General features: G+C 67.6%; 12 protein-coding genes. 7 read left to right on the top strand and 5 right to left on the bottom strand.

Features of this window, described 5'->3' with window-relative positions; all coding sequences use genetic code 11:
- Position 1: 1 nt before the first annotated feature.
- Positions 2-427 carry a TadE/TadG family type IV pilus assembly protein gene (locus ACW173_RS16470; RefSeq protein ID WP_492081079.1) on the bottom strand — a complete coding sequence of 142 codons (426 nt, stop codon included), beginning with the start codon at positions 425-427 and terminating at the stop codon, positions 2-4.
- 236 nt (positions 428-663) lie between these two features.
- Between ACW173_RS16470 and ACW173_RS16475 the strand changes: the two genes are divergently transcribed.
- Positions 664-1,554, top strand: a complete 891-nt coding sequence (locus ACW173_RS16475; RefSeq protein WP_492081080.1) for a PAS domain-containing protein — start codon at positions 664-666, stop codon at positions 1,552-1,554.
- 70 nt (positions 1,555-1,624) lie between these two features.
- Positions 1,625-1,993, top strand: coding sequence for a BlaI/MecI/CopY family transcriptional regulator (locus ACW173_RS16480; protein WP_492081081.1), 369 nt, complete (start codon positions 1,625-1,627; stop codon positions 1,991-1,993).
- Here the strand turns inward: ACW173_RS16480 and ACW173_RS16485 are convergent.
- From ACW173_RS16485 to ACW173_RS16500, 4 genes are all read right to left on the bottom strand, one after another.
- Positions 1,990-3,477, bottom strand: coding sequence for an alpha,alpha-trehalose-phosphate synthase (UDP-forming) (locus ACW173_RS16485; protein WP_492081082.1), 1,488 nt, complete (start codon positions 3,475-3,477; stop codon positions 1,990-1,992). The genes ACW173_RS16480 and ACW173_RS16485 overlap by 4 nt on opposite strands.
- Positions 3,474-4,268, bottom strand: a complete 795-nt coding sequence (gene otsB / locus ACW173_RS16490; protein ID WP_492081083.1) for a trehalose-phosphatase — start codon at positions 4,266-4,268, stop codon at positions 3,474-3,476. The genes ACW173_RS16485 and otsB overlap by 4 nt, the downstream gene beginning before the upstream one ends.
- 118 nt (positions 4,269-4,386) lie before the next feature.
- The gene (locus ACW173_RS16495; RefSeq protein WP_492081084.1) at positions 4,387-7,386 is read right to left on the bottom strand and encodes a porin family protein; all 3,000 of its coding nucleotides are present in this window, start codon (positions 7,384-7,386) and stop codon (positions 4,387-4,389) included.
- Between the two features lie 125 nt (positions 7,387-7,511).
- Positions 7,512-9,320 (bottom strand): glycoside hydrolase family 15 protein, encoded by a 1,809-nt coding sequence (locus ACW173_RS16500; RefSeq protein ID WP_492081085.1) that lies wholly within the window; start codon positions 9,318-9,320, stop codon positions 7,512-7,514.
- A gap of 209 nt (positions 9,321-9,529) precedes the next feature.
- On the opposite strand from ACW173_RS16500, the gene ACW173_RS16505 reads away from it, so the two are divergent.
- The 5 genes from ACW173_RS16505 (at position 9,530) to ACW173_RS16525 (ending at position 13,007) form a co-directional block, all read left to right on the top strand.
- Positions 9,530-11,029, top strand: a complete 1,500-nt coding sequence (locus tag ACW173_RS16505; RefSeq protein ID WP_492081087.1) for a L,D-transpeptidase family protein — start codon at positions 9,530-9,532, stop codon at positions 11,027-11,029.
- 72 nt (positions 11,030-11,101) lie between these two features.
- Complete coding sequence (mepK, locus tag ACW173_RS16510) at positions 11,102-11,755, top strand: peptidoglycan L,D-endopeptidase MepK (RefSeq protein ID WP_492081088.1); 654 nt, start codon at positions 11,102-11,104, stop codon at positions 11,753-11,755.
- Positions 11,756-11,875: 120 nt separating this feature from the next.
- The gene (locus tag ACW173_RS16515; protein WP_492081090.1) at positions 11,876-12,220 is read left to right on the top strand and encodes a hypothetical protein; all 345 of its coding nucleotides are present in this window, start codon (positions 11,876-11,878) and stop codon (positions 12,218-12,220) included.
- 141 nt (positions 12,221-12,361) lie between these two features.
- Positions 12,362-12,547 carry a hypothetical protein gene (locus tag ACW173_RS16520; RefSeq protein ID WP_492081092.1) on the top strand — a complete coding sequence of 62 codons (186 nt, stop codon included), beginning with the start codon at positions 12,362-12,364 and terminating at the stop codon, positions 12,545-12,547.
- A 100-nt stretch (positions 12,548-12,647) separates the two neighbouring features.
- Positions 12,648-13,007, top strand: a complete 360-nt coding sequence (locus tag ACW173_RS16525) for a GFA family protein (protein WP_492081094.1) — start codon at positions 12,648-12,650, stop codon at positions 13,005-13,007.
- Positions 13,008-13,096 lie beyond the last annotated feature (89 nt).

The raw sequence follows: 13,096 nt of genomic DNA on the forward strand, positions 1-13,096 counted from the left end.
GTCAGTACCCTCCCAGGCGCACCGACGCCTGGCGTAGCACCGTCTTGGGCGGCGAGGGGACCAGGCCGTCGAAGGCCCTGAAGGCGTCCTGGCCGGTGTCATAGTGGATAGACACCGTCAGGCGGTCGGCCTGGTTATCGACGACCACGGCCGCGGCCTCGGCGCGCAGGCTGGGATAGTCGGCCACCTCGGCGGCCAGGGTGGCGCGGGCCAGCGACTCGCGCTCGGCCGTGTCCAGCCCCGCCAAGGCCGCGCGGGCCGAGTCGTTGGCCATCTGCTGCACGGTGTGGGCGATCCAGAAATACTGTCCCCAGACCAGGATCCCGATCACCAGCACCAGGAACAGCGGGCCGAGGATGGCGAACTCGACGGCGACAGCGCCGCTCTCGGCTCCGCGAACCTTCTTGTTTTTTGAACGTCCTCTCATGTGACGCCTCCTCCTTGAGGGGAGGATTGTGCGAATACACGCCTTGAGATTGGTAAGGACCGCGGCGCGTGGATTCTCCGCGATATCTGCGACACCCTGCCGCACGAGCTCCGCACGCGACGGGTGTTGTAGCGCCAATCGTGCAACGATAGCATGATCTCGTATCGGTTACGGGGATCGTCCTTAAGGCGAGCAATTCAGCATTTTGCGGATTTTGCGGAAAGCCAGGTGATCGCATGAAGTCCCTGAACGCGGAGCCGCTGTCGGTCACCGCCGGCGAGATCAGCCGCAACTTCGGACATTGGCAGGACCGCGCCCTGGAGGCGCCGGTCATCGTCACCCACCATGGGCGGCCACGTGTGGCGGTGGTGTCGGCGGGTCTGTTCTTCGGGCTGTCGGCCGAGACCGGCGGACATCGGGCCCGGACAAGGTCGGAGACGGCGCTGTCGGCGGTGCTGGGCGCCATGAGCGAAGCCTTCGTGGCTTTCGACGAGCGCCTGAGGGTCACCGCCGTCAATCATCCGTTCGCAGCCTTGGCCGGACTGGCCGCCACTCAGCTGGAAGGCCTGACCTGGGCCGACCTGTTTCCCGCGCCGTGCCAGATTCTGATCGGCGAACAGCTGCTGCGGGCGCTGAAGGCCGGCGAGGTCGTCGAGTTCGAGGCCAACGCCTCCCCCGACGGCGCGCGCCGGTGCAGCATGCGCGCCTTTCCTTATCCGGGCGGGGTGGCCTTGCTGATGCTCAACCGCAGCGAGGAGCGCGACCTGCGCCGCCGGTTCGAGGCGGCCGAGGCCTTCCGCATCGCGACCTCCAACCTGCATGACCTGGGAGCCGCCCGCCTGAACGTGCGAGGCGCCTTCGCCGAGCTGGACGAGCGGTTCGCGGCCATGACCGGCTTCAAGGTCGAGGAGCTGATCGACTATCGTCTGACCGACGTGGTGCGCCCGGCCGAACGCCACGCGCTGTCGGCCCAGATCGAGGCGGCGCTAAGAACCAATGCGCCGGTGGTCACGCTCACGACCCTGCTGGTCAAGAACGGCGGCGAGCGCACGATCGAGCTCAGCCTGGCGCCGGTTCTCGAGGACTACGCGCCCATGGGGCTGATCGCGGCGGCCAGGGCAGCCTAGAGGCTTAACCGCGCTTGACACACGTAATAGCGGGTATAGCGTCTCCCGTTGAATTACGGATGTAAGCGTCATGCACATCACCGCCGCCGAAGCCCATGTCATGGAAGCGCTCTGGCGCCGTCAGCCGCTGTCGGCCGACGAGCTGGTCGCCGAGGTTGGCGCGTCCCAGCAATGGGGCGAGGCCACCGTCAAGACGCTGATCAATCGCCTGCTGAAGAAGAAGGCGATCAAGTCCGAGCGCGCCGAGGGCAAGCATGGCTACCGCCCGCTGGTCGACCGCACGTCTTACGTCCAGGCCGAGAGCCAGGGCCTGCTGGATCGCCTGTTCGAAGGGCAGCTGGCCCCGCTGATCAGCCACTTCGCCCAGCACCGCCCGCTAAAGGCCGACGAGGTCGAGCGTCTGAAGCGGCTGATCGACGAGATGGGCGAGGGGCGCTAGGCCCGCATCGCCTTCGCTTCGGCCTGCTGCGCCCGCAGCTTCTTGGCCGTCACGTCCAGGCTCTGCACCGAGGCCGGTGAATCCTCGCGGTCATCATCCGGACCGGGGCGCGAGCGCAACGCCGTGACGAAGTTGTCGCGCCAGGCGGTGACGTCCTCGCGAGTGACGTTCTCGAACAGGGCTTCCCAGCGGCGCTTGCGCTCGTCGATGTCCATCGACAGCGCCCGCTCCAGGGCGTCGGAAATCTCTTCGGGGCTGTTGGGATTGACGATCAGGGCGTCCTTCATCTGCCGCGCGGCGCCAGCGAAGCGCGACAGGATCAGCACGCCGGGATCTTCCGGGTCCTGGGCCGCGACATATTCCTTGGCCACCAGGTTCATGCCGTCGCGCAAGGGCGTGACCAGCGCGGCCTTGGCGGCCCGATAGATGCCGGCCAGCTCGTCGCGGCGGTAGGAGCGATTCACGTAGCGGATGGGGGTTGAGTCCATCTCGGCATAGGCGCCGTTGATCCGGCCGATCAGGCCGTCCAGACGCGCGCGCAAATCTTGATAGGCCTCGACCTCGTCGCGCGAGATCGGGGCGATCTGCAGCAGCATGGTCTCGCGGACCTTGTCGGGATGATCGTGCAGGAACCGCTCGAAGCCGATCAGGCGCTCTTCCAGGCCTTTGGAATAGTCCAGGCGATCCACGCCCACGACCATCTTGCGGAAGACGCTATGGGCCATCATCCGGTCGTAGGTCTTGCGCGCCGTCTCGCCCTTGACCAGCTGGGCGAAGTCCTGGGCGTCGACGCCGATCGGGAAGGCCGAGGCGTGCAGTTTGCGTCCGAAGGCCTGCAACTCGCCGCGCTCGTTCTTGCTGCCGTGCACTTCGGAGAACACGTAGCCCTCGAAGGCGTGCAGCGACTCCTCGGTCTGGAAGCCGATCAGGTCGTAGTCGAACAGGGCCTCCACCAACTGCCGGTGGCGGGGCAGGGTGGTGACCAGCTGGTGGGCCGGCCACGGGATGTGCAGGAAGAAGCCGATCCGGTTGGTCACGCCCATTCGCCGCAGCTCCCGCGCCAGCGGGATCAGGTGGTAGTCGTGGATCCAGACCACGTCGTCGGGCTCGATCAGCGGCAACAGGGTCTCGGCGAAGCGCTTGTTGACCCGGTCATAACCCTCGCCGAACGACCGGTCATAGGCCGTCAGGTCGACGCGATAGTGGAACAGCGGCCACAGCGTCTTGTTGGCGTAGCCGTTGTAATATTCCTGGTAGTCGGTCTCCTCGAGATCGACGGTGGCGACCGTGACGCCCTCGATCCGCTGCATGTTCAGCTGACCGGTGAATTCCGGGATGGTCTTGCCGCTCCATCCGAACCAGATGCCGGAATATTCCCGCAGCGCGGCCGCGAGAGCCATGGCCAGGCCTCCGACGGAGCCTTCGCCGTCGGCCGCCGGATTCGGCGGGTTGACGCGGTTGGAGACGACGATCAGCCGGCTCATGCGCTGACTCCGAACAGGCTGACGGGGGCGCATAGGCCCTCCAGCCAGGCGGAGACGGCGTGGGTGTCGGCCAGGTGATAACGAGCCGCGGTCGGGCGCGCCTCGCCGACCAGGATGCCGAAACCGCCCAGGCGCTTGGCGGCGACGAAGCCGTCCTCGTCGGTCAAATCATCGCCGATGAAGACCGGTGTGGCGCCGGTGAACGGCGCCTCGCGCAGGAAGGCCCGCACCGCCGCGCCCTTGTCGGCGCCGGGCGTACGCAGCTCGGCCACCATGTCGCCCAGCTGTAGGACGAGGCCCGTGGCCTGCGACAGGCGCTCGGCGGCCTCGATCACCGCCTCGGCGCAGGCCGGGGCGGTGCGATAGTGCAGGGCGACCGAAAGGCCCTTGTCCTCGAACAGGAGGCCGCGCTCGCAGTGAGCCAGCTCGACCAGGATGCGGCGAGCGTCGGCCAAGCCGGGATGCGGCGGGCGGTCGACGACCACGCCGTCGGCGGTGCGGCGCATCAGCCCATGCACGGCGCCGATCGCGGTCACGCCGCCGCCCAGAATGTAGTCCAGGTTCGCCAGATCACGGCCGCTGACCACGGCGACGCGGTCCTCGAACGCCTGGCGCAGGCGCGCCAGCATCCGCGCGCGGCGCGCGTCGGGACCGACGTCGTCGGGCCTGGGCATGATCGGGGCCAGGGTGCCGTCGAGGTCGAGAAACAGCGCGCAACGGCGCGGCAAGTCGATCGGCGGGGGCGGGAGATCGACAGATTCCAGACGCGAGACCGTTTGAGCCGCGGTCATGGCGAGAACCCCCTCATCAATAAGCAACATGCGCCAAGAACGTCGGACGGCCCGGTTCGATCCCGCGATAAACTCAAGCTCACGGGTTTTTGCGCATGCGCCTACGGGGGAGGCGGACCTAGAACAGCAGCTTCCTGACGCTGAATTGGATCACCCGGCCGCGCGGGTCCAGGTAGTCCGGCTGGTAGGTCACGGGGACGACGCCGGTGGCGTCGCGGACCGTCTGCTGCTGGTCGAACAGGTTGTTGACCGACAGCGTCAGGCGCGTGCCGCGCAGCAGGGGATGCTTCTGGACCAGCTCGCGCCGGACGCCCAGGTCGGCGAACAGGCGCAGATTGACCGTGGCCAGGCTGGAGAAGTCCAGGTCGGTGGTCGCGCCGCCGGCGCCGGCGGCCACATGGGCGCCGCTCTTCCAGTTCGCGGTCATCCGCGCGCCCAGGCCGTAGCGCGTGACGCCCGCCTGGGCCTCGACCTCGTTGCGGGCCTGGCCGCCGCCCGAGCCGATGACGTCGCCGTTCAAGAGGTCCAGCACCGGAACGCCTTCGGCGATGGTCACCGTCTCCTTCAGGTGGACGGTGTGGAAGAGAGCCAGTTGCAGGCGCGTGGCGCGCGGATTGCCGCCGCCGCCTCGACCGCCGCCGCCGAACCCGCGTCCGCCGCCACCACCGCCGCCGCCGAAGCGTGGACCGCCGCCTTGACCGCCGCCGTCGCCGAAAGTCGGACGCGGGGGCTCCTCGCCTGTTGACGGGGTCTGGCCGGCCTGCTGCTGGGCGTTAGGGTCGCTGGGCGTATCGGGTTGAGGCGCACGGGGCGTTTCATTGCTGTCGCCGCCGGGACGATTTTGCCGCGGCAGCTCGGCGCCGGGCGGTTGAGCGCCCGCGCCCGGACCGCCTTGGGCGCCCTGGCGACCACGCCAGCCGCCGGCCGGAGGCGGCGGAGCCTTGCCGATCTGGCGCGAGAAGTTGAAGCCCCAGCGGATCTGCTCGCTCTCGCGCTTCTTGAAGTTCACTGGCCGCGTGTCGATGCGGGTCAGCACGCCATCGGCGTCGCGGGTGAAGCGGTCGGGGAAGGCGGCTTCGACCGCCGCCGTGGCGGCGGGGAAGCCGGCCACCGGATTGTCGATCCGCGAGCGAGTGTAGTTGGCCGTCAGGGACAGGCCCTGGATCTTCTCGGGTTTGTAGCTCCCGCCCAGGCGCAGCACGTTGCGCGTCTCGCCCTTCAGGTCCGGATTGCCGCCGCTGATCCGGGTGACGTCGACGCTGGTCCCGCGCACATAGTCGAAGATCTGGGCGTTGGGGGTGGTGATCAGCGGATTGCCCAACTGGCTGATGCTGGGGGCGTTCTGCTGGCGGGTCGCCGAGACGATGAAGCTGACCGGCTTGAGCGGCGACCAGCTCATCCCGCCGCCGATCGTGGTCAGGCCGCCGTAGTCGGCGACCTGGCGCACGGCCAGGTTCAGGTTGGTCGACAGGTCGCCGATCCCCGCCCGCACGCCCTTGCGGCGGCTGGCCAGGGGCAGGTCGAAGCTGACCTGGGCGCTGGCGTCGCCGCGCGACTGGGTGCTGTTGCTCTCGACGCCCGAGCGGATCGAGGTCGCTTCCAGCCGCGAGCCGCTGACGCCCAGTTTCAGGGTCGAGGAGAGGTCGCCGGCCCGGAACTTGGCCAGGGCGCGGTTGGCGACGAACTGCAGGTCGGCGCTGTCGGTGGTCGACTTGGCCCGATCGCTGTTGACCCGCTGCGCTTCCAGCGGTCCGAACGGGTTGAAGGTCGGGTCCAGGGCGGTCAGCCGGGCCTGGGTGTTGGTCAGGTCGACACCGCGATCCGTCTCGGTTTTGCTGACCGCGTGGTCGTAGTTGCCGGTCAGCGACAGCCGCAGGGTCTCGGTGTCGCGGCTCAGGGTGAAGCCGGCGTGACCCGACAGGTTCTTGGAGGTCTGGCCAAGCGCCGCCTGGTCGCCCAGATAGCGGTATAGCGCCACGTCCTGGCCGAATGGCGAGTACGGGTCGGCGGCGGGGATGATCAGCCGGGCGCGAGCCGGGCCCAGCAGCGAGTCGCTCCGCGACGCCGTCGCGCCCAGGTTCAGGGTCGCCGACACATTGTCGAGGATGTAGCGATTGGTGACGCTGTTGATCGACACCTGCCGATTGCGGGGCAGCAGGGTGCGGTCGTTGGTGATGTCGCTGGTGTTGGCCAGGTTCGCCGTCGGCAGGAAGGCCGACAGGTCGGGCGCGCCCGACGCGGCGGAGGTCGGAACTCCCGCCACGGTTACGGGCGTTCCGGCCAGGGCTGTCAGAGCGGCCAGATTGTCGCCCGACGCCGGGCCGATGTTGCCGACATAGTCGTAGAGGCCGCTGTTGGTGCGGCTGACGAGGTCGCGGTCGCTCTCGAGAAGCTGGTCGGCGTTCTGGACCTTGATCGACAGGTTGGTGCGCCCCTGGCGGTTCAGGCGCAGCTGGCTCCAACTGCCCTGTTCAGTAAGCTGGCCGCCCTTGGCCGAGCCGCCGATGGTCGCGTCCACGGTCGAGGCGCGGAAGCGCTGGCGCAGCACGATGTTCACGACCTTCTGGTCGGCCGAGTAGCCGTATTTGAGGGCCACTTCCTCTGGCAGAATCTCGACCCGCTGGATGGCCTCGGTCGGGATGTCGCGGATCTCGCCCCGACCGGAAATGCGGCGACCGTTCAGCAGAGTCACGGGATCGCCGCCCAGGCCGCTGGTGGTCTGCGGCGTCAACTCGGTGAGCAGATCCTCCATGGACGAGACGCCGAACGAGCGCACATCCGCGGCGCTGAAGGTCTCTTCCGGCGGGATGTCGCCCAGCACCGCGCCATAGGGCTTGCCGCTGGCGGTGATGGTGACGGCCTCGACCTCGGTGTCCAGGTCCTCGGGCGTCAGGGGCCTCTGGGCGGCCGGGGGCTCCGCGTCGGGTTTCGCCGCCGGTTTCGCGGCCGGCCGCGTCTGGGCTTGGCCCGTCGTGGCTTGGCCCGTCTGTGCTTGGGAGGTCGTGGCTTGGCCCGTCATTGTTTGGGACGTGGGAACAGGCGGGGCGGCCTCCTGCGCATGGGCGGCGTTGGTCGCGACACACCCCAGGAGCCCGACCAGGGCCAGTTTGCGGCTCACCAAGGAGCTTCTCCGAATTTTCTACGTCCCACGATCGCCGTTGCCTGCCCGATGTGACGATCAGATTTCAATGTTTGCCGAAACCGCAACATCCGCCGCCGCGTGCCTGGCAAATGGGGTCGGGTCTAGCGAACCGATGTCCAGGGGCGGCTGAGCAGCACCGCGCAGTTGATCAGGCCGACCAGCGAATAGGTCTGTGGATAGTTGCCCCACAGTTCGCCGTCCGCGAAGCCGATGTCCTCGGACAGCAGGCCGGCGCCGGTGCGGCGTGACAGCATGTCCTCGAACAGCTCGCGGGCTTCCTCGGTGCGGCCCGACAGGTGCAGGGCCTCGATCAGCCAGAAGGTGCAGATGTTGAACGCGGTCTGCGGCGAGCCGAAGTCGTCGGGGATGGCGTAGCGCAGCAGGTAGGCGCCGCGGCGCAGACCCTCTTCGATCGCCTTCAGGGTGGCGACATTGCGCGGGTCGTCGGGCTTGTGGAAGCGCAGGTCGACCAACTGCAGCAGCGAGGCGTCCAGCGCGTCGCCCTCGAAGGTGGCCGAGAAGCGGCCCAGCTCCTCGTTCCAGGCGCGGTCCTCGATGGTCTTGCGCATCTGGGCGGCGCGGCCGTTCCAGAAGGCGGCCTTCTCGGTCAGGCCCAGCTTCTCCGCGGCGTTGCCCAGGCGGTCGCAGGCGGCCCAGCACATGGCCGAGGAGTAGGTGTGGACATTGGCCCGGCCCCGGAACTCCCACAGGCTGGCGTCCGGCTGGTCATGCAGCTTGAAGGCCCGCTCGCCGACCGGCTCCAGGGCTTCGAAATCCTCGACGGTGGCCGGACGCAGCAGGCGCTCGTCGAAGAAGGCCTGCACCGTCGACAGGATGATCTGGCCATAGACATCGTGCTGCAGGTGCTCGAAGGCCTGGTTGCCGACCCGGACCGGGCCCATGCCGCGATAGCCGGGCAGGTCGGGCGCGAAGCGTTCCGTCAGCTGCTCCTCGAAGCCGACCCCGAACAGCGGCTGGATGTGGCCGCCGCCCGCTCGGTCCACGATGTTGCGCAGGTAGCCCAGGTAGTTCTCCAGGATGTCGACCGCGCCCAGCCGGTTCAGGGCCTGAACCACGTAGTAGGCGTCGCGCAGCCAGCAGTAGCGATAGTCCCAGTTGCGGCCGCTGTCGGCGTGCTCGGGGATCGAGGTGGTCAGGGCCGCGACGATGGCGCCCGTTTCCTCGTGCATGCACAGCTTCAGCGTAATGGCCGCGCGGATCACCGCCGTCTGCCAGTCCAGTGGGATGGCCAAGCCGCGCACCCAGTGCTTCCAGTAGGCCTCCGTCTCGCGCAGCATCCGCTCGCAGGTGGGACCGACGGGGGCGTCGAAACCCTCGTCCGCGCCCAGGAACATGGCGATCGGCTGCTCCAGGCGGAACGCGCGCTCCTCCAGGATGTGCGAAACCGGCGCGTCGGTGGTCAGACGCATGGTCATGTCGGCGCACAGGTAGCGGATGTGGTGCGAGCCTCGGGTGTGATCGGCGATCTTCGCCCCCCAGCCGGCGGTGGGCCGCACGCGCAGGGTGACTCGCGCCACGCCGACGATCGGCCGGATCAGGCGGATGAAGGCGGTCGGGCGGAAGGTGCGGCCGAACTGCAGGTAGCGCGGGGCGAAGTCCAGGATCTCGATACGCGCCCCGTCCTCGTCGGCGATCTCGGTGCGCAGGATCGGCGTGTTGCGGATATAGCCCTGGCGGACCTCGGCCCGACGATCGACCTGGATGTCCCACAGACCCTTTGCGTCCTGGCCATCGGCGTCGGCGTCGTCCAGCAAGGCGCTGAACACCGGATCGGAATCGACGCGCGGCGCGCAGGCCCACACGAACCGGCCGCAACTGTCGATCAGCGCGCTGACGGCGCAGTTGCCGATCGGGAACAGGTCCAGGGTCTTCTGTTTGCTTTTGTCCATATGTGTCCCCGATGCGCGCGTTTTGGGGCTTTGCCCATTTCGGGTGAAACCAACGGTGTGGCTTGCGGGTTCCTGTTCTTGAAAAACGTCCTCGGGAGAGGCGGAGAGGGTTCGCCTTTCACGCTACTCGCGTTGACGGGGAGGGTCGACGCCGGCCATCTGGAAACCTTAACGCGGCCAAGCCGCGAGCGTGGGCGGGCTGTTCGACGGTGATGCGATTTACGAGAACCTTCGGCGTCCTGGCGGCGGCGATGAGCCTGCTTTCCGTGGAAGCCGCACAGGCCCATTCGTATTTGGCCCAGTCGTATCTAGCCCAGTCGCAGCGGCCCGCCCTGGCTGGCGGACGTCCCCAGCAGGCCGTGCCAATGGTCGAGCCTCGGCCGATGGTCATGGCGCCGGACTTCTCCACAATCCAGCTGCGCGCCGATCAGGTCGAGCTGCTGCGCCGCGTGCTGGGTGACGCCTATACCCACGGCTTCGACGCCCGGATCTTCGCGCCCGAGCAGGCGGTCACTCAAGGCCAACTGATCGACCTGACCCTGGCCTACGCCAAGGCCGTGCGCAGCGGTCGCCTGCCGACCACGGCCTTCATGAGCGAGTGGGGCCTCAAGCCCGTGGCTTATGATCCGACCGTGGAGTTGTACGCCGCCATCCAGCAGGATCGCCTGGGTCCTTGGCTGGACACTCTGCCGCCGCCCTATACCGGCTATCAAACCCTGCGTGGCGGTCTGGCGACCTATCGCGACATCGCCGCCCGGGGCGGCTGGGCGCCGCTGGTCGCCGGTCCGGATCTTAAGGAGGGCGCGACCGGCGCGCGTGTCGTGGCCCTGGAAGCCCGCCTGGCCGCCGAGGATCCGACCATCGCCGTCGACGCGGCGCCGGTGTTCGACGCCGCCTTGACCCAGGCCGTGCAGCGGGCCCAGAAACGCTTCGGCCTCAATCCGAACGGTATCGTGAACAAGGCGACGCTGGACGCCCTGAACACGCCGGTCGAGCGGCGCATCGACCAGATCGTCGCCAACATGGAGCGCTGGCGTTGGCTGCCCCAGACCCTGCCGGCCGAGCGAATCCAGGTGAACGTGGCCGCCGCCATCCTGTCGGTGTTCAGCCACGACACCCCGACCCTGACCATGCGCGCCGTTACCGGTCGGCCGGGCGACGAGACGCCGATGCTGTCGTCGATGATCCACTCGATCGTGCTGAACCCGCCGTGGAACGTGCCGTCGTCGATCGCCTCCAAGGAACTGTGGCCCAAGGAGCGCAAGAGCCCCGGCTATCTGCGCCGCAACGACTTCATCGTCATTCCCACGGGCGACGGCGGCTCGCGCCTGCAGCAGAAGGCCGGTCCGCTGGCGGCGCTGGGCAAGCTGAAGTTCGACTTCGTCAACCCGTACGGCGTCTATCTGCACGACACCCCCAGCCGCGCCCGCTTCGACAGTTTCAGCCGCCTGGCCAGCCACGGCTGCGTGCGCCTGCAAAAGCCGATCGAGCTGGCCAAGGCCCTGCTGGAAGGCGACCCCATCTGGACGCCCGAGAAGATCGACGCGACCCTTGCCTCCGGCGACACCGTCCGAGCCAAGCTGCCGCAACAGATCGCTGTCTTCCTGCTCTACTGGACGGCCTATGTGACGCCGGACGGGCAGGTGAACTTCCGCCAGGATCCGTATGGCTGGGATCGCGAGCTGGTGCAGCGGATCGCCGCACTCTGACCTGGCTCAGCTTGCTTTCTTAACATTCTTGGGGTGTCCTCCCGCCACTTAGTGTCGGGATAGGGCGTACGCATGGATCGACGTAAGCTGCTCCAGTGGGGGCTGGGCGCTTTTGGGGCCAGTGTGCTGCCGTTCGCGGCGGCCAAGGCCGATGACGACATCATCGGCGCCATCCTCGAGGGTAAAGTCCCGACCGGGCCGGTGGTTCCCGCCGCGCCGCCGGTGGGTCTTCGCCCCACGCCGGTCGAGAGCTTCGCCGTCAAACCGGTGATCGAGCCGCGCTGGGTGAAGCTGCGCAACATCCACACGGACGAGAAGCTGGAAGCCGTCTACTGGGAGAACGGCGCGTACGTTCCCGACGCGGTGAAGGCCCTGAACCACGTCCTGCGCGACTATCGCAACGACGAGACCCACCCGATCGACCCGGGCCTGTACGACATCCTGGGCAAGATCGCGGACAAGACCCAGACCAAGGCCCACTTCCAGGTCATCTCCGGCTACCGCTCGCCGGCGACCAACAGGCTGCTGGCCGAGCGCAGCGGCGAAGTCGCCAAGCGCAGCCTGCACATGGACGGCAAGGCCATGGACATCTACCTCGAGGACATCGCGCTCGAAGAGATCCGCGCCGAGGCCCTGGGCCTGCGGTTGGGCGGCGTTGGCTACTACCCCAAGAGCAAGTTCGTGCACGTCGACGTCGGTCCCGTGCGTAAATGGTCGGGGACCTAAGGCGGCGCTATTCGCCTGTCAGGCGAGCCTCTTGGCGAAACGGGTAACCAGGCTCTAGTTCGGACGTTTAGGGCATGGTAGCCGGCTGAGGTCGGTAGCGTCGCAGGGGAAGCAGGCCAGATGAGCGAACGTCGCGGTAACCCGTTCGGCTGGATCATTCTGGGCTTCATCGTCGGCGTCCTGGTGACGTTTGGGACGATCCTGTTCCTGACCTCCAGTGGTGGCGGCTACGAGGACACTCCGTCCGAAGTGCGCACCGCCGCCGACGACGCCGCCAGCGCGGCGATGAACGCGGCGACCGGCTCGCAGCCGACTCCGCACAAGATGGAAACCTCGGCCCCCGTGGTGACCGACCCCACCGCCGCCGCCCCGCGTTCCGACCGGCCCGCCGCCGCGCCACAAGACCTTGACCCGCAGGTCGCCGACGACGCGGCCGCCGCCGGAATGACCTCGCGGACGCGCTAAGGCGCTTCCATACCGTTGTTCGAATTCATTTCAGTCGAGCCTGAAAACAACTTGAAACTGTCCGCAACCCAGAGAAGTATCTGGGTGCGTGATCGCGCTCCATTCAACCGAACGCCATTCAAGGCAATGAAGGAGCATCAAGTGGATTGGATTCAGACGGGTTCGAACATCCCCGGCGTTCTGTCCTTGGGACAGTCGGGCACTGGTTATGTCGTCGAGGGGGCGGGCGAGCCCTACAATCCCTGGGAATCGCAGATCTACGAAGAATACCTCGCCGGCGGCGGCAATCCGTACGACTACGCGCGTCCGGGCTACGAACTTCCTTGATCCAAAGGCGGGCGGCCGAAAGGCCGCCCGTTGACGTTGCTGCCACCAAGCTGGCGGCAGGGCAGGCGTAAATTCCTTGGGTATCCAAGGAGATGCCCATTTGACGATCAAGGGGAGTTGCTGCTGCGGCGGCGTCCGCTTCGAGCTGTTCGAGCCGCCGGCCCTGATGGGGACCTGCCACTGCTCGCGCTGCCGCAAGGCAGGCTCCAGCACCTATGTCTATGTCCGTGCCGAGGCTTTCCACTGGCTGGCGGGCAGGGACCTCGTCGTCCGCTACGAGCCCAAGCCGCCGATGCGGTTCAATCGCGCCTTCTGCAAGCGCTGCGGCACCTCGTTGGGTGATCCCGACAGCGGCCGCATCCTGGCCATCGCCGCCAACTGCCTGGACGACGATCCCGGCGTGCGGCTGGACTTCGACGAATACACGCCCGACGCTCCGCCCTGGGAGAAGCCGGCATAGAAAAAGGCGGCCGCGAGAGCGTGACAGCCGAAAGTGGATGCCGGTTTCGGCGGTTGTCACGCTCTTCCCGCAAAGAGTCAGGGCTCGTT

This window comes from Caulobacter sp. ALps2, assembly GCF_058681635.1.